The sequence below is a fragment of the Streptomyces sp. ITFR-21 genome (assembly GCF_031844685.1).
Classification (GTDB): domain Bacteria; phylum Actinomycetota; class Actinomycetes; order Streptomycetales; family Streptomycetaceae; genus Actinacidiphila.
In genome coordinates, this window is the sequence record NZ_CP134606.1 from 249,697 (window position 1) to 266,125 (window position 16,429).

Genomic DNA, 16,429 nt, shown 5'->3' on the forward strand with positions numbered 1-16,429 from the left:
CTGGGGATCGGGAGGATGACGGCGTCGCGGTTCTAGTTGGCGGCGCCCTTCGGGTGGCCTCCCCGCTTCCGGAGGTGAAGGTGCGGCCCCTGGAGGTAGGAGCATCCGGGCAGGGTCCGTCCAGCCGGCACGAAGTGGATGTCCTCGCGTTTGAGCGACACCAACTGCCCCACGCGCAGCGCGCAGCAGGCCATGATCGCCACCATGCACCGGTCGCGCGCTGTGTCCGCTGCCTGGAGGACCCTGGTGAACTCCTCGTGTGTTGCTGCAGGCGGGCGTGCCGAGGCGCGGCTGGGCCGCCCATCGACTCGGATGCGCGGTCTGACCAGCACGGTCCCGTGACCGGTCTCGGCCGGAACGGTTGTGAACAACGCCGTGATGGCTGCCGCCTCGACGTGCCCGAGATCCGCCAGGTAGAGATAGAACCCGTGGATGGCGGCCAGCGCTGGAACGAGGGTCGCCTCCTCCGGGCAACATCCCTGCCCGCGGCCGCTGGTCTCCCGCGGACTGGTCCGCACGTGCATCACGTACGTCGCCAGCTGGAACGCGGCATCAGTCCACGTAAGTCCGCGCCCCTCGCGCCAGACGAGAAACCGTTTCAGGTGGCCGGCGTAGGTCTTGGTGGTGGACTCCTCACAGGCCCGCCCGAAACGCAGGTGACGAAGGTGAGCGTCGATGTCGTCGACAACGGACAAGGTGGGACCGGCGAGTACCGTCCAATACGCCAGCTCGTCGCTCACCGGGACACGCACGACCTCCGCATGCAGTGGGGCCAGACCTACAGCGAGCACGTGAGAAACCTCGCCAGCTTTCCTTTTGCAGCGATCGTTGACCGGTCCAACTGAAGATCGACAAACGCTCTGTGCCATCGAAGTTGAACCGCCACGACAGCCGCGCGGTTACGAGATCAGGCAGCGGGCGGCGATGCCGCGCAGCGTGCCAGTGGCTTTCGCGGTGACCATGGCCTCGGTGGTGGGCTCGCCGTGCAGCGGCCCGCACAGGATGACCGGGCGCTGACCCTCGACCGTCGACCACAGACGGTCATCCAGAGGGATGCCATCTCCCAACTCGAACAGCTCGACTTGAACAGCGTTCTGCCCGTCATTGAGGCGGACGATCCGCATGAGGCGTCGTGTCGCGCTGTCGATGGAGACGACCCACCGGGGGTCGCGCTCCAAAGTGTCCGTCCAGATCGGCCAGCCAAGCCCAGATAGGTCGTCAAGTTCTCCGGCCCGGGTGCGCGGCTCCAGGCTCACTTTTAGTAGCCAGCCAACTGGCTCGATGTGACTGCGAGACAGGGTGAAGCCAAACGGGGCTTCCAGGTTGGTGGTGCCAGTTGTGCTGCTGCGGTCGATGGCCATGTGAACAGAATCTCAACCCTGCAGCCGTGATACCCCGGCCCCTACACGAATTGATGAACTAGCCGCAAACTGCTTGCATCACCTCCACCGACTCTCCGGCATGAGGTGCTGGATCCCGTATGAACAAGGCCCGACGCTCAACCCTCGACCAACGGGTCAAGCCCCGCTTCACCGAGTCGACCCACTGAGCTACCAGCTCACAAGCGGTACGAGTGAGTCGAAGCGAAGCGGCGGTGCGCAGAAGGGACCAGCCGCGGAAAGCAGCGGGTGAGGACCTTCTCATTCATGGGTGAGGCGAGCACTGTCACGCCGACGAGGGCCAGGCCACCGACGGTCAGATCGCCGGGCCGTGGCTCTGCGAGGGAATCCAGCAGGCCAAAGCGGTGGATGGCTGCCGGCCAGCCCGACAGGTAGTGGTGGTCCGTGACGTACCGCCGGGCAGTCTCCTCGTCGATCGGAACGACCTCGTAGCGCTCCCTGCGGAACCCCCCTTCAGAGACGTGCCGCCAACTCGGCACGCCGAAGGTCCATCGCTGGGCATAGCCCTTGGGATTCCCGGAGACGATGGCGCGCAGTTCGCTTGCCGTGGGCACGACCTGGTTCTCGCTCATACCCGGTCCCGGGCGTCGGCGAGGCGGTCGAGCAGTTCACCACGCCACCACATGGCGTGATCGAGGCAGTTGGACTCGCTCTTGTGGGTTCCGCAGGTGCGCTCGTACCGGCCGCCCTTCGACCAGGCCATGCTGTCGGCCGACGCCACGTGCGGCCACGAAGCGGGCAGCCCGCTCTTTTTGTACCCGAAGGCATGGAGCTTGAGGCCCGCGGCGTGGAGGTCCTCCAGAATCCAGCCGGCGACGTGGGTGCTCGGCCGTCGGCAGATGCTGCCGACACCGACCAGCGGCTCCTGGGTCAAGTCGACGCCGGCGGCCATGAACTTCTCGACGCAGCGCATGTAGTGCGGCCGGAGCCAGCCCTGCACAACCGGGATGATCCTGAGTTCGGGCGCCAGGCCCCGCAGCGTCAGGAAGTTGCGCACGGTGAGGTCTTGGTGCTGTTCAATGGTGAGCCCGGTCATGCGCAGGGCCTTCTCCTCGCACATGAAGTCCTGCTGGCTGGCCCAGGCCAAACCGCCGACCTCGTCGTGGTACCGCCGGATCAGCTTCACGTACTGCTCCGGGCTGGTGCGCCACTCGCCGTACGTAGTGATTTCGGTGAACCCGCCGCTGTCCAGGGCCCAGGACCCCACGGCCCTCGGCAACGACTTCAGGCGCGCCATCTGCCGGTTGGAGACGAACATCGGAACATCGGCCCGGGCCAGCCAGCTGGGCCGGTGGACGCCGAGCCAGAAGGTGGGGAGCGGCGGTGACGGCTTCGAGTTCCCGAAAGGAGCGGGACCGTCCAGGGTGAGCATGTGGTGACTCCAGTTGTGGGCGGAGGCCAAGTGCGGTGGGGCCGTCGGCCGGGCGGCTGCGGCGAGGACCTCGCGGCGTTCGTGGGAAGGCGAACTGCGGAGCGGCGGCGACGCGCGCCGACCGCCGCTGGTGACCGGTGGGCGGCAAGGCCCGACCCAGAGATCGGCACACTACAAGCTAAAATCGAGTTATGCAATCGCTTCGGCATCCGCGACTCGTCGGCGCACCGAGGGGGCGGAGGGCGCGAACAGCCGGCGGCCGAGCCGGACGCTACCTGCGCCGGCGCCCACCCTCGCGGCGCAGCGGTCGGCCGCGCCACCGCCCTCTCCGGCGTGTGGGCGGTCGGCGGCTCCCTCCCGGGCGGGCGCTGCCCGCTTCCCGCGGCCGTCACCACTCGAAGCTGCCTTCCCGGGCCCGCTGGCGCTCCCTTTCGCGGATCTCCTGCTCCTTGGCGCGTCCCAGGTTCGCCAGCCGGACGTCACGGTGGTTGGCCGGGTCCTTGCGCTGCGGATTCACGGGGATTACGCCCGTGCCCGGCTCCTGGCCCTCCTTCAGCAGCTCCCACTTCGTCCAGTACGGGTCCACCCACCGCAGCGACTCCAGCGACCTTCTCGGCCCGTGGCGGACCACCTTGTAGTGGCCCGCGCGGTGCTGCGGGCCGTACTCCACGCCGGACGGCACCGACACCCCGTCACGCGTGGCCGCCTGCTGCGCCCGCACCCGGGCCGCGTGCAGCGCGGGCCCGACATGCCAGCCCACTCGCACGTAGAACGGGTCGCGCGGAGGCGCCTGCCGCTTCTTCTTGCCCTTGGCCGCCGGTGCGGGCGGCGGCTCCTCCACGTCCCGGTTGTCGCAGCACAGGTAGGTCATCACCGACATGAACCCCGGCAGGATCTGGCGGAGCAGTCTCCTCTCGTTGCCGTCCGTCCTCGTGCCCTGCCAGGCGTTCGTCTGCTCGATGACGTCATCCAGGCTGAACGGGTCCTCGGCGGACGGCAGTCGGAACAGCGGCGTGACGACGTCGCCGTACTCGTCCTGGCGGGCGTCGTTCCACTCGATCCAGGGCATGACCACGAGCCCCTCCGACCGTTCATCCGTGGTCCGGCAGAACCCTTGGCCGATGTGCCCGGTCAGGAAGTACGCACGGATCAGCCCCTCGCGCTTGTTCGGCGCGCGGAACGGCCACGGCCGGGGGAGCGGCACCATCGGGCTGATGTGGGGCAGTCGCCGGAACAGCCCGCCGGGCAACTTCCCCTTCATGTCGGCCCGGTACAGGGCAGCCGCCATCTCTGGGTTGATGTCGTAGGCGATCCGGCCTTGCTTCCGCCAGAGGTCCACCACGGCGTTCCGCGCGATGTGGTCCGTGACCGACACCAGGTCGGCCGGGCGGATCTGCTCCCGGACGGCCGGGGACCACCACGCGGACTCGCCGCGCCGCAGCCGCCGGACGTTCTCCTGGGCGCCGGGGATCGGGCCGAGGTCCGACCACAGCTTGTCCGTGCTCGCCAGGATGCGCTCGACCGCACCGTTCGTCTCCTGCGCCCGCCGGAGACGAGGAGACGGCTTCGTGCTCTTGTGCGGCTTCCTGGTCATCGACGTCTCCATCTGCGGATATCGGGCCTGGGACCGGTCGGGCCGCCACGGCGGTCCTCCAGGACCGCGCGGGGCGGGCGCCGCCGAGGGCGGATGCCGTGGCGGACATCGGCGAGGTTCTCGGGCGGCCTTGCAACCGGGCGACTGACAGTCACACTACGACCTAATATCGAGATATGCAACGCTCGCTTCGGGCTTGCCCCCGCCTGGGGCTCATCTGGGGGCGGGAGGGTGTACGTCCCCCATCCAGACGGTCGCACCTTCTTTGTGGAGTTCACGCTCCCTCTGGCGGGCTCCGGGCTCGGCGCGTTCGAAGGCGCGCCAGAACTCATGGCCGTGGGCGCGTCCGCCGGGCCGCGCCGCGTGCACGAGTTCGTGGGTGAGGACGTGGCGTACCAGCGCAGGGCGGAGTTGGAAGGTCTGCCAGGCGATGCGGATGGTGTCGTCGGCCGGGTTCGGCTTGTGATGGTGGACGCCCCAGCGGCTGCGGCCGATGTCGGCGGCCCGCACGGCCGGCAGGGGGCGGCGCCCGCCCGCTATCCGCGCCCACAGTGGCCCTGCTTGGGCGTCGAGCCAGGCGCTGCCTTCTTGGATGTACCAGCTGATGAGTGGCGCGCCGCCCAGGCGGACGACGGAGCGGTCGAGTTCGAGCCACCGCCCGCGCCAGGTGCCGCGCTCGGTGGTGGTGCCGTGGTCGTCGACGTGGCGTACGGCTTCGGCCGCGTCGTCGACGAGGCGTAGGCGGTTGTTCTGCCCCAGCCACAGGAAGCTGGCGCCGTTGACCAGTTCCTTGACCGGGATGGCCGGGACGGTCCGCCTGGCCTTGTGCAGCATGGAGGCGATCCGGTGGCGGTTCTCGGCGAGCGTGGCCACGACATCGGCAGGTGTGTGGGCGGCTGGAACGTGCAAGGTGATGCCGCTGTCACCGGGCCGGATGCTCATGCCCAGACTCTTGCGACGGGTGCTGATCTTGATGGTGGCGATGTGACGACCCAGATCGGGGTGCAGGTCAAGGGCGGCACGGACGGAGCGAATGGTGGCGGTCATTGAGGAAGGTCTCCATGTGGGTTCCCGGGCTCAGCCGGGGGATCGGTGAACTGGGGCGCGCGAAAGCCGCTGGCGGCCGTGAGGGAGGGGACCTCCAGGGTTCGAGTACAAGACACGGGATTGCCGAGTTATGCAATACAGGGCCATGGTGCGAGGAGCGAGAGGTCTCCAGCACGCTCCCGGGCGTCATCGCGTTGCCGGGCATCGCGCGCACGGTCGGCGTGCCAGCGGTCCGCTGTGTGTCCGCTGGGCCGCTGGCAGCGTCTGCCGACGATTGCCCCGCATCGGAGGCACGGCAGGCTTCCTGGGCAGGTCAGGGTGTCAACGAGGCCGTCGCAGGTCGCGCAGGGGGCTCCGCTGACCGGTCTGCCGGCACGGTCCACCAGGCTGCCCTCGGCCAGGAGATGCCGGTACTCGGCGAGGTACGTGGGAGCGGGCATCGCCTGCACCGCGTCGGCTCGCCGCGCGCGATTGCTCACTGGCTTCCTCTGGCCTGAGGGAAGGCGCCGGCCAGGATGTTCTCCGCGATGGTCGACGGCGGGGCGGTGTACGCGAGCAAGTCCTCGCCTGCCGCCGACTCCGTCACGGCGAAGCCCTCGTGCCGGGCGGACATCGAGCGCAGGGCGCGCAGAAGTCCGCGGGCGTCGGTGAGCAGGAGACGGCCGGGGCCGACGGAATCCGAGGCGAGCCTGGAGACCGTGATGGTGCCGGGACCTGGGCCGGCCAGCCTGGCTGCGTAGTCCAGGCTCGCGTAGGCGAGGATGGCCGCCGGGCAGGACTGGCCCGCCGCGCGGTCAAGGGTCACCGTGTGGGTGCGGTCGCCGAAGTCGTTCGGGGCCGGGCCGCTGGTGAGCATGTGCAGGGAGCGGAAGGGATTGAACAGGGCGTCCTCGACGCGCTCCCGCGGCTGGTCCGGGGCGCTGGGTGCGTACATGCTGACCAGGCAGGTGATGTCGCTGGTCACCACGGACTGCGCTGGCGTCTTCCAGCCGGCCCGGTGGGCGGCGCGGGTGATCTCCGCGTGCAGCAGCTTGCGGCTGTTGCTTCGCAGCCCTGAGTGTCCGAAGAGGTAGCGCCAGCTGGGCACATGACACGGCGCGGCGCTGAGCAGCCACCAGTGCAGCAGATACAGGCTTGCCGGTTCTTCGAGGAACGGGTCGGCTCCGTGCTCGTCATCCAGGAGCCACCGCCCCCGGGCGGTCGGTACGAGACCGCGAGCGGGCGACGGGCTGGCCAGGCCGAACGCCTGGCTCCAGAACCGCATGGCCGGGATCATGCTGGAGCCCACGCCGAGGATCACGGTGGCGTCGGGCCGTCGCAGGGTTCCCGGATCGTCCTGGAGGGCGAGGTGGACCTTTCTTAGCCAGCCGTAGCGGGGCGGGTAGCCGTGATGCCGGCCGAACGCCGGGAGGCAGTCGGTCAGCGGTTCCTGAGTTCCCATACGGCAACTCCTCCTCGGATCAGATGCGGGGTGTCAGTGCAGAGAAAGCGGGCTGTGGTCGGAAAGGATCAGACGGCCGACGAGCTGCGCGAGCTCCTCCGGCCACCGGGATGTCGCCGAGCGGATGAGGAAGTGCGTCTCCCAGGTGATGCCGTCCCCGAATCGCGGGGTGCTGGTGAGCCCGACCTCGCGCAGCGGCAACGTGTCGGTCGCGACGACGAGCTCGTAACTGCGTGACTCCGTATCGACGGTCCAGAACAGCTGCCCGTCGGCGTCCGGGCAGCCGCAGGTGAGCGTGTACACGCGGGTGCGGCTGGGGACGGGCAGAGCGGCGCGTAGCGCGGCGGCGACGGCGCCGGTCTCGGTGTGCTGGTGGGGATCTTGCATCGTGTGACTCCGTGGTCGGGGGCCCTGCCGCCGGCGGCAAGGCGGTGTTACCTGCGGGTGGTGAGCTCGCGCAGAAGCTGATCAGCGGTGTGGGTGGCGAGCGCGAAGCCGGTCAGCTCGCTGAGCCAGTCCCGGTGGCCGAAGAGTTCCCGCCGGCGGGCGAAGGCGTCCTGCTCCAGATCAGCGCGCGCGAGGACGTCTCCGCTGCCGACGACAGCACGCGGACCCAGATCCCAGACGATCGCGTTGACCGCGGCTCCGGCTGCGGACAACTGGTCGAGTTCGAGCATCATCCAGCCGTATTCGGCAGGACTCCGGCCCTCGCGGCGCAGACTCTGCGCGGTGGAGCGGAACAGCCCGCCGGTTCCGGCGGTGGGCTCGATGAACCATTCCCCCTGCGGTGTGGCCACGGCGCTGATGTCAGCCTGGAGCATGGCCGCCATCAAGTCGCTGATGTCCGGGGGCGTGTGGTACTCGCCCATGCTGCGCCGGGACTGGTGGTGACGGAGATTCGTGATCACCCAGGACATCAGGTCGATTCGGGACCGGGCGAAGTGGTCGACATCTCCGGTGTGGTGGAGGACCCCGTGGCGCAGCGCTGCCCGTGTCACGGCCTGGACACCGTCGAGCTGGGTCGCGTTGAGTTCCTCCTCCGTCCAGGCGAACAGCGGCCAGGCGACGTCCATCAGGTCAGGTCGCAGATTCCAGTGCGATGCGAAGCAGTCCGCGAAACCCCGGACCAGGACACGCGACGGCTGGGCCGCGATGTACGAGGCCAGGGAAGCGGCGTGCTCGGCCACAGGGCCAAGGCCGCGACGATCCCTGCGGGGATGTCCAGCCGGCTGCCTCCGGACCGGTACCAGGCTTCGGCCACCGCCTCACCGAACACGGCTCCGGAGCTGCGGTCCGTGGGAAAGGGAGGGCACTGGCGTGTCCCGGCGTGCTGGGCGCACCCCGGATCGCTACAGGCGGCGGCGCGGGGCGAGACCGCCCGGGCGGCCGTTTCACTGACGAGCCTGGTGGTGGAGGGCATGACGAGCTCCTGGGAGGAAGCCGCCGCGGGACCGCGGCGGAGGAAACGGGGTGCCGCGCTCCGGCTCCCGCGGGGGTCTGCACCGCGGGAGCCGGAGCGCGGTCAGCGGGGCTGCCGCCACCGCGAGTGTTCAGGGGGCCGGTTCGCTGTCCGCGGGCGCCGCGTAGTTGGTGCACGCGGGCATGTCCTCGCGAAGATCGGGACCACGCAGTCCGCGGGTGCCACGGGGGAGGAGGCCGCATTTCAGGCGGTCCTGGCCGTTGCCGAGCTTCTTGAGGAAGCGGTGCGCGCACCCTCCGCAGACCGCGGACGGGTTGGTGAGGTCGGTGTCGAGCAGCGGGGCCCGGGTGGCCGGGTGCACGCCGCCGTCGAGGAACTGGCGTATCGAGCCGCGGCCCGACCGGGCCGGTGCGGGGGTGAGAGTGCGGGTCATGAAAGGGGGCTCCTTCCGAGCACGGCAGTGAAGTGGCTGCATGAAGCGGGGACTTCGGCTCGGGCGGAGCCGGAGGCAGCGCCGCCCGAGGGACGGGGGTGGTTACTCGGCCTTGCGGCGCTCGACCCGGTCGGCCGACCGGGCCGCGCGGGTGATCTCGGTGAAGTCGAACCCGATCGACTCGGCGTAGGTGCGCAGATCGGCCAGCAAAGCGGTCAGTGCCGCGGAGAAGGTGAGGTGTGTGTCCTGCGCCGTGTGAACGCGGACCGCTTCGGCTGCGTCACTGGCGTGCACGTACACGTCGAAGGCGTGGTCGGCGGACTCTGTGTCGTCGGTATTGGCGACGGGGCGTACGGACGGGGCGAGGCGGGGCATGGCGCTCAGCACCCGTTCGTCCAGCCGCGCACCGGTGTCGCCGGACAGGCATCGGTCGATGTCGGTGTGCATGTAGCGGGCCAGGTGCGCCAGGTCGCACGTGAGGTCAATCAGGGTCAGCCAGACGTCATTTGAGCGCTTGCGGTAGGAGATCAGGGCGGCGGCGACGTCGGAATACGCGGGAGCTGCTGGCATGACGGGACTCCTGGAAGAGGGGGCGGGCGAGATTCACCGCCGTTCGATGTGACTACAGTACATGTGATTATCGAGATATGCAACATCGAGTTGAGGTGAGTGCCGCCCGCGGGATCGCGAACCGCCCTCCGGGTGGCACTCACGGTGGGCGGTGGAGTGGCGGCGGGGGCAGGGCCGCGCCCCGCTCCCGGACCTATCCGCCGGGGCACCGTGCCGGAACTACTCGGGATCGCCGGACGAGCTCTTCTGGGGGTGGCGCTCCACGGCTGCCGTCCCGCGACGCGGCATCGTGAGCGTGAAGGCCAGCAAGGCCGCCACGGCCAGACCGGCCGCGGCGAGCGCAGCCCCCACGCTGCTCGGCTCGTACAGCCACACGCTGGCGAGCGCGACTGCGGCGCTGGGTAGGCCGAAGAGGAGTGCCCACCGCCTCCAGGCGCGGGCGCTGGGGTCGCGTGGGCCGTCCACCTGCATCATGTCTCCAGTCCTTTCCGCCGGCGTTCGCCGGCGCTGTGTGCGCTCCGGGCGGCGCCCCTGTCGGCGCCGCCGGTGGTCGTTCGAGGTCAGGGCCGGAAAAGCAAGGTGCGTCCGTCGAAGCGCGCGCCCCTCGGAACGCCGCTGTCCGGCAGGATGCCCGAGACGACCGGCGACGCCAAGCCGGGTACGTCGGTGAGCGCCGTATACCTGTCCAGGGGACGGGCGGCCACCTTGGTGTCGCCCCACTGCTGTCCGATCATGTAACCGGCTCCGAGGTGCACGTTCAGGGTGTCCATCGTGGTGAACCCCAGCCTCCGGTAGTACCTCTCCAGTGAGGGGACGCAGTTGAGCGTCACCAGTCCGTACCCGGCCCGCGTGAAGCGCCGAACGGCGTGTCGTACGAGTTCCGCTCCCACCCCTTGGCCCCGGTGGTCAGGGTGCACCCCTACTGCGGTGACGATGCCGATTCGTGCGACGAGAAGGTCCAGCAACGCCGGGTGGCCGATCCCCTCGTGTTCGAAGAGCCAGACGGGAGCGCCGCCGAGGAGGGCACCCACCGGCTCGCCCGAGCTGTCCTGGGCAAGGACAACGAGGGCTCTGAAGTGGGAGAGGGGGCCGATCGGGGGCAAGTCCAGCGTGGGCCGGGCGCTCTCGAATGCGTCGGGGTCCTCGGGGTTTGCTGCGGCGACGAGCCGCAGCACGGCGTCGGCATCCGGCCTTCCGGCGTCGCGGATGGTGATGCCGGGCAGACGGGTGCGCGTGGTGTTCACGATGGGGCTCCCAGTGGGTCCCGGAGGCGGCGCCTCGGTCACGGGTAAGAGGATTCAGGGAGAGGGGAGTTGGCCCCGCCTCTCGACAATCACAGTACCCGCATTTTTCGAGATATGCAACGACGTGGCTTCAGTTCGCCTCCTCGTCGGCCCGGGCGCGGGTGAAGCCGCCCTCGCCGTCGGGCCACGTCGTGGCGGTGTCGTACCGGGCGCACAGGTCCGCCAGGTCGGGGCGCGGGGCGGAAGGCAGGAGCATCACGCGGTGAGGGGTGGGGTTGAAGAAGCGCCGCATGTCGAGCAGTTCGCCGAAGGCGGCCAGCATGTGCGTGCGGGCGACGCTCCCTGCGCAGGCGACGAGTTCGTTGGTGGTGCGGTCGAGGAGGTCCACGGGGAGGGGGAGGAGTTCGTGGGCGGGTGTGACGGTGTAGCGGCGGACGTCGTGTCCGGCCTGCATCAGGTGCGCGCTGTAGTCCCTCAGCAGCCGTTCAGCCGTCGACTCGATGGAAGTGAGGTTGCGTCCGTGTGCGTCACCTGGGCGGGGGCGGAAGGGGATGGCGAGATCGCGCTCGCGGACGATGGTGTCGGAGGTGACGGGCTCGACCGTGGGGACGCCGGTGGGCGCGGGGGTTCCCGTCTCGGGGAGCAGTCTGAAGACGTAGCCGGTGCGGAACGGGTGGGTGGGGTCGCCGATCACCGGCAACGAAACCTGCACGTAGGGGAGGCCGGGGTCGACGCGGTAGGCGCCGAGGTAGCGCACGACCGTTCCGGAGGCCGTTGCGAAGAGGCGCAGCGTTCGCTTCGACAGGGCGTGCTCTGCGAGCACTCGGTTTCCGCCCTTGATCACCTGCTCGCGATCTCCCTGTCCCTCGCCCTGGAAATGGAAGTGCTCACCTGTCCATCCGTCGTGCTGGCTCTCATGCGCTCCGGGTCGGGTGAACAGGCAGATGGCCGGGGAGGTCTTGCTCGGGCTGATACGGCCGTTCGGGCGGCCGCCGATGAGCGCGTGGAGGTCGGGGCGGGCGATGGTCTCGCCCGGCTGCATGGGGAAAGGCATGTGGAGTCCTGGGGTGTGAAAGCGTGATTGCCGAACTCGGACGGGAGACTGAGCGGCGACCTGATCTCGACGCCGATCCGGAACGGGATGGCGGCGGCCGGGGGCCGAAGCGCTCAGGGAGTCGCACACTACGCGCGATTATCGAGCTGTGCAACGTGCGCTCGGAGTCCGGCCTCGAAACGTTCGCGCGCCAGCCTGCCGTCGACCGCGGCCTCGATAGCGCGCCACACGAACCCGCGCGCTGGATCCTCCGGAACCCTGGGCTCCCCGCGATTCCCGCGGATGACCGTGATGGTGTCCCCCACAGGCCGGCGCGCCCGATGAGCGAGGATGCAGGTCGGCGTGCCGTGCCCAGGGATGTAGACGCCCGAAGTGTCGATGATCCAGCGGGTGTCGAAGCGCGGCAGAAACTCCTCCACGTAGCGCCGGCCGAACTCACGCTTCATGAACGAGTTGGCGGTCAGCTGGGCGACGAACCCTCCAGGAGCGGCCAGGTGCTCGAGCATCAGGGCCGTGAAGGGAAGGGCCAGGGAGTACTTGCCGCTTGCGACCTGCGGGTACGCCGCACGGACGCGGTCGCGGACGATGGCGTCCTTCGGTGTGATGTACGGGGGGTTGGCTACGCACGCGTGGTAGGCGCCGGCGCGCAGCAGCGGCTGGTCGAGGTCCTGCAGGGAGTCGGCCGCGGCCACGCTGACGGGCCAGGAGGCCGGGACGCGGTCCAGCCGGGTGCGGAGGGCAGCGGCGGAACTCGCCAGGAGCCGGTAGGCGGTCAGGGCTGCGGCGTAGGGATCCAGGTCGACGCCCGTCACGGTGCGCAGCGCGCGCTCCACGGCCTGGTCCTCGCGGCCGGCCGAGCCCTTCTGCCGCCCGCGGACCGGTGGGACCCGGGCCATATGGAACGCCGCCAGGACGATGTGCCCGGTCCCGCAGGCGGGGTCGATCATCAGGGTGTTGTCCGGTCCCCACTCTTCCATCGCCGGCTCCAGAGACAGCCGCAGCAGCAGGCGGGCGATCCAGGGAGGGGTCTGACACAGAGCGCGGCCCTTGCGTGCCTCCTCGCTGAGTAGTTGGTAAGCGTCGCCGAGGGCGTAACCGTCGACGCGGTGGCCATCCTCAAGACCAGGATGGGCGGCCCAGAACTGCTCGATGCCGGACCAGGCCGCCGCGCCGAGCGGCTGCGACCACACGGGCAGCACCGCTGGATCGGTGAACGGCGCCAGGGCGGGGTGGCAGGACGCAAGGACTTCCAGGGCCTTGCGCAGTCCGTCCGGACCTGGAGGAGGAGAGCTGAGAGGCAGGAGGCCGTGGTCGTGGGCGTGACGTACGAGCCCTGCGGCATGGATCCACAGAGCGGCGGTACGGCGCTGGCCGGTGTCCCGGGCGACCGCGGCGGTGAGCCTGTCGTACGCGGCGGCCGGCAGGGTGCGGTTGCTCATGACGCGTCGCCGGGGGAGAAGCGCGACTGCTCCCCGCTGGTCATCTCGGCCCAGACGGCGGCGAAGCCGTCGCGGGCCTTGTCCCGGACGCCGGCCGGGGCGATCGCGTAGAAGTCCTCGACCGAGCCGTACGTCTTGCCGTCAGGACGGGTCCGGTTGCGGACGCGGTCGATGCCGAGGCCGTGGGCGTCCGCAGAATGCTCCACAGGTCGGTTCAGGGCCACCGAAGCGTTGCGGAGGAAGGCCCCGGCCTCGGCGCGCGTCCCAGTCCGTACGGTCTTCACCGATCGGTAAACCGTCCCCTTGATGCTGTTGTCCCGGCACGCCGGCTTGGTGCAGCGGTCACCGTGCGCTTCGCGGCACTGGGGCCGGCGCCCTGCGGTGTAGGCGCGCTGCACCCGGTAGACGGACCAGTCCTCCTCGTCGAGACGCGCCTCGAACTGGCCGAGCGCTTCGGTGTTCTGGTCGTCGGTGACCCGTCTGAACAGGGTGTCGTCCTTGTAGAGCGAGCTGTTCTGGTTCAGAGCCATGGAGACGTACTCCAGGCGAAGCACGCGGGCGGCCAGGTCGGGGTACTTCCGCAGTCGCTTGAGGTGATCGGGCTGAGGCGAGCACACACCCGAGAACGGACATACCGGGCAGTAGGACTTGGCCATCGTCAGACCGGTGCGTTCCTTGACGTAGCCCTCCACCGCCGCGCGGTCCCAGCCGAGACGGATCAACGGGTAGTCCAGGGCGAAGGTCGCGTGCCCGGCCTTCTTGTCCTTGCGGACCTGGTGCTTGTTGGCCTTGGCCGCCCGCTTGTACTCGTCCGCGTTGTAGCCGAAGAGCTTTCCGACGGTCTGGCCGCCGGCCTGCATCTGATCGAAGGTGTCGAGCGTGAAGCCTTTGAACTTCTGGCTGCATTTGTGGCCACCGGCGTACTGGGGGACCGTCCCGTTGGCCTCCAGCTCGTCCATGAGCGTCCATCTGCCGCGGCGGAATTGCTTCCAGGGCAGCCTGGTGTCGGAGAGCACCTGAACGCCGGCTTCCTCCAGGTGCCCCGCCCGGGCCACCTGCGCATGCCGAACCCGCTTGGCGCGCAGCAGCGGCAGGATGTGCTCCTGGACGTGGGCGATCGTGTCCGGAAACTCGAAGCCGGTCAGAGCAGTGATCACGGAAAAATCAGAAAAATCGGCGGCGATGCCGAAGCGGACGGGATCGTCGAGGATCGCCAGGAGCAGCGCCGTCGAGTCGACGCCGAGACCGTAGGCCAGTGACTTGCGCGGCGTCGAGCGGAACTTCTCGAACGCGTCAGCAGAGGCCACCGCTACCGGGGCGCCCGAGGGCACCGGCGCGGGGACGTGGACGTCGACGGCAGGGGTGTCGAAAAGGGTCAGAGAGGTCATGGCCATGAGGCACGCCTAAGGAATCGGGCGGGTGTGAGCCCCACGGGCCCACACCCGCCGGGGGAGGGTGGTCAGGTCGGTGATGGCGCGGCACCCGCTGCGGCGGTGCCTGCCTCGGTGAGAAAAGGGCGGTGGCTGGGGCCGGTGCGGCCGTCGTCGCCGTCGGTGGGATGGACCCGGCCGCCAGCGTCCCGGTATTCCACGAGCCCGAGACGGGCCAGCGCTGCGACGGTCGGCCATCCGACCTTCGGGCTCAGTGCACCGTCGCCGTCGGCGGTGTCGAGGGCAGCACATTGCGACGCGTTGAGGATTGCTCGGCGCCCTGCGCCGGTGATGATGTACGGGCCGCCGCCCTTGTCGCCCTGTGCGAGGTCCTGAGGGAGGCGGTAGCCGTCGGCGTCAGCGCGGTAGACCAGGCCGTCGTCCAGGTAGATCTGGAGCGTCGTACGGCTGGGACGGGAAGTGAGATGACCGTGGGGGTCCGCGCACGCGGCACGAAGGTGCTGGGGCGCGGGAGGGTAGGTCCCGCTCACCGTGGTCCCTCCAGTGCCAGGGCGGTCCCCGACTCCGACGGCGCGGAACGGCAGGCACCGGGGCCCTCGCAACACGCCGCGGCGCGCGGGTTGGGCCACTGGCACTTGGGGCAGCGCCACATCAGCCCGGACGAGATCGCAGCCGCGTAGATCACGGCCTGCTGCCCGGTGTCGGCGCCGGCCAGCAGTTCCTCCATCACCGTGGGGTGCGGGGCGAGGACGTCGCTGTCATCACGCAGCACGGTGTCCTCGACCACGACGGTCAGCGGCACGGTGCCGTCCGGCCGGACGGCACGTTCGTCGGCGTTGTCCACGTGCACCGAGATCCGTACGACACCGTCCCGTGCGTCCACGTAGGCGAAGGTGAGGACCCCGAGGACCTCGATGCACTGCGGGCCGTCGTCATCGGCCGTGTGGAAGACCGCGCCGCGGTTGGCGGCCTCCGCGGCGGCAGCGTCGGGGAAGGCGAAGTCGAGCGGAATGAACCGGGAGCGCCGGGAGCGGACGATTTCCGCGGCGAGCAGCGAGTAGCTCTCGTCCGGTCGCGCGTTGCGGTCAGGGCCGTAGTACAGCTCAACAGCCTCCGCGTTGTCCGCCGGCGGGCGCTCGGGCATGCCCTCGTGGCAGCACACGTTGTCCCAGCTGCCGCGTACGTGGTCGGCCAGGTCGGCCAGGGCGGTGGATTCGAGGTCGTAGACGGTGGTGACCTGCTCGTGGCGGTCCGTACGGTGCAGTACCCAGACCTGCTCGCCCGGCCGGGGGCCCAGAAGGGCAGCGACGGGCGGGGCCGGGATGCCGGCGGCCTCCGCCAGCATGGCTGTGCGGGCGCGGTCGGCCAGTTCCCGGTAGGGCTTGGACAGTTCGGCGGCGGCCGGTGAGCCGGCGAGGGTGCCGGTGATCCGGGCCAGGAGTTCGAGCTCGGTCGGAGTGAAGGTTTCAGCGATCATGGTGTCCTCGATGGGGTCAGAGGCTGGGAGAGGTGGTGCTCACCGGCCGAGGTCCGCAAGCGCGGCGATCATCCGCAGCGCGCTCTCGCGCTCGGGGGACACGAGGATCCGGCGGATACGCAGCGGCGCCAGGTCGAGGGAGATCCCCAGGATCTTTCGGCCGTCGCGGCGAAGCTGGTAAGCGTCCAGCGGCAGCATCCAGGCGTCCCAGTCGGGTGCGGCGCTGGCCGTCCGCTCCGGACCTCGCTGCCCGAATCCGGCTGCGCAGCGTCGGCAGTCGGGGTCGGCGCATGTCCGAAGCGCCGGGTGGGACCGGGACACCCCGCCCTCGCGATAGGTTTCGGCCGTTCCGTTGAGCATCGGGCAGGCCTGTTCGGAGTATTGAATTATCTTGGGGGCCATCTACCTCTTAAGGCACATGAGTTATGTCATCTTATCTCTACGTGCCTTAAGGCTATCCAAGGAGTTTTAGTGACGTCTGTTGCGACCGTTCCACCGGCTCTCAGATTCAAGGCCGAGAGGGCCGTATCGCCGAGGAACGGAACGA

General features: G+C 69.6%; 19 protein-coding genes. All 19 read right to left on the reverse strand.

Features of this window, described 5'->3' with window-relative positions; all coding sequences use genetic code 11:
* Positions 1 to 32 precede the first annotated feature (32 nt).
* Entirely contained in the window at positions 33 to 791 is a 759-nt protein-coding gene (locus tag RLT57_RS31880) for a hypothetical protein (protein ID WP_311301157.1), read from the reverse strand.
* A gap of 108 nt (positions 792 to 899) precedes the next feature.
* Entirely contained in the window at positions 900 to 1,361 is a 462-nt protein-coding gene (locus RLT57_RS31885; protein ID WP_311301158.1) for a hypothetical protein, read from the reverse strand.
* A gap of 197 nt (positions 1,362 to 1,558) precedes the next feature.
* Positions 1,559 to 1,972 (reverse strand): hypothetical protein, encoded by a 414-nt coding sequence (locus RLT57_RS31890; protein WP_311301159.1) that lies wholly within the window; start codon positions 1,970 to 1,972, stop codon positions 1,559 to 1,561.
* Positions 1,969 to 2,772 (reverse strand): DUF7221 family queuine tRNA-ribosyltransferase-like protein, encoded by an 804-nt coding sequence (locus RLT57_RS31895; RefSeq protein ID WP_311301160.1) that lies wholly within the window; start codon positions 2,770 to 2,772, stop codon positions 1,969 to 1,971. Before RLT57_RS31895 ends, RLT57_RS31890 begins: the two co-directional genes overlap by 4 nt.
* 388 nt (positions 2,773 to 3,160) lie before the next feature.
* Positions 3,161 to 4,366, reverse strand: coding sequence for a hypothetical protein (locus tag RLT57_RS31900; RefSeq protein WP_311301161.1), 1,206 nt, complete (start codon positions 4,364 to 4,366; stop codon positions 3,161 to 3,163).
* Positions 4,367 to 4,579: 213 nt separating this feature from the next.
* Positions 4,580 to 5,413 carry a YgjP-like metallopeptidase domain-containing protein gene (locus tag RLT57_RS31905; RefSeq protein ID WP_311301162.1) on the reverse strand — a complete coding sequence of 278 codons (834 nt, stop codon included), beginning with the start codon at positions 5,411 to 5,413 and terminating at the stop codon, positions 4,580 to 4,582.
* A 475-nt stretch (positions 5,414 to 5,888) separates the two neighbouring features.
* Entirely contained in the window at positions 5,889 to 6,854 is a 966-nt protein-coding gene (locus tag RLT57_RS31910; RefSeq protein WP_311301163.1) for a DUF4007 family protein, read from the reverse strand.
* 33 nt (positions 6,855 to 6,887) lie between these two features.
* Positions 6,888 to 7,241, reverse strand: coding sequence for a hypothetical protein (locus RLT57_RS31915; RefSeq protein WP_311301164.1), 354 nt, complete (start codon positions 7,239 to 7,241; stop codon positions 6,888 to 6,890).
* A 47-nt stretch (positions 7,242 to 7,288) separates the two neighbouring features.
* Complete coding sequence (locus RLT57_RS31920) at positions 7,289 to 8,041, reverse strand: N-6 DNA methylase (RefSeq protein ID WP_311301165.1); 753 nt, start codon at positions 8,039 to 8,041, stop codon at positions 7,289 to 7,291.
* A 363-nt stretch (positions 8,042 to 8,404) separates the two neighbouring features.
* Positions 8,405 to 8,707 (reverse strand): hypothetical protein, encoded by a 303-nt coding sequence (locus tag RLT57_RS31925; protein ID WP_311301166.1) that lies wholly within the window; start codon positions 8,705 to 8,707, stop codon positions 8,405 to 8,407.
* 102 nt (positions 8,708 to 8,809) lie between these two features.
* Positions 8,810 to 9,277 carry a hypothetical protein gene (locus RLT57_RS31930; RefSeq protein ID WP_311301167.1) on the reverse strand — a complete coding sequence of 156 codons (468 nt, stop codon included), beginning with the start codon at positions 9,275 to 9,277 and terminating at the stop codon, positions 8,810 to 8,812.
* Between the two features lie 219 nt (positions 9,278 to 9,496).
* A complete protein-coding gene (locus RLT57_RS31935) occupies positions 9,497 to 9,751 on the reverse strand; it encodes a hypothetical protein (protein ID WP_311301168.1) in 255 nt (84 codons plus the stop codon).
* 86 nt (positions 9,752 to 9,837) lie between these two features.
* A complete protein-coding gene (locus RLT57_RS31940; RefSeq protein ID WP_311301169.1) occupies positions 9,838 to 10,521 on the reverse strand; it encodes a GNAT family N-acetyltransferase in 684 nt (227 codons plus the stop codon).
* 130 nt (positions 10,522 to 10,651) lie between these two features.
* Positions 10,652 to 11,575, reverse strand: coding sequence for a hypothetical protein (locus RLT57_RS31945; protein WP_311301170.1), 924 nt, complete (start codon positions 11,573 to 11,575; stop codon positions 10,652 to 10,654).
* A 128-nt stretch (positions 11,576 to 11,703) separates the two neighbouring features.
* The gene (locus RLT57_RS31950; protein WP_311301171.1) at positions 11,704 to 13,014 is read right to left on the reverse strand and encodes an Eco57I restriction-modification methylase domain-containing protein; all 1,311 of its coding nucleotides are present in this window, start codon (positions 13,012 to 13,014) and stop codon (positions 11,704 to 11,706) included.
* Entirely contained in the window at positions 13,011 to 14,408 is a 1,398-nt protein-coding gene (locus tag RLT57_RS31955; RefSeq protein WP_311301172.1) for a hypothetical protein, read from the reverse strand. The genes RLT57_RS31950 and RLT57_RS31955 overlap by 4 nt, the downstream gene beginning before the upstream one ends.
* A 65-nt stretch (positions 14,409 to 14,473) precedes the next feature.
* Positions 14,474 to 14,935 (reverse strand): hypothetical protein, encoded by a 462-nt coding sequence (locus RLT57_RS31960; RefSeq protein ID WP_311301173.1) that lies wholly within the window; start codon positions 14,933 to 14,935, stop codon positions 14,474 to 14,476.
* Positions 14,932 to 15,882: a hypothetical protein gene (locus RLT57_RS31965; RefSeq protein ID WP_311301174.1), complete on the reverse strand. Its 951-nt coding sequence runs from the start codon at positions 15,880 to 15,882 to the stop codon at positions 14,932 to 14,934. Before RLT57_RS31965 ends, RLT57_RS31960 begins: the two co-directional genes overlap by 4 nt.
* Positions 15,883 to 15,921: 39 nt before the next feature.
* Positions 15,922 to 16,284 (reverse strand): hypothetical protein, encoded by a 363-nt coding sequence (locus tag RLT57_RS31970; protein ID WP_311301175.1) that lies wholly within the window; start codon positions 16,282 to 16,284, stop codon positions 15,922 to 15,924.
* Between the last annotated feature and the right edge of the window lie 145 nt (positions 16,285 to 16,429).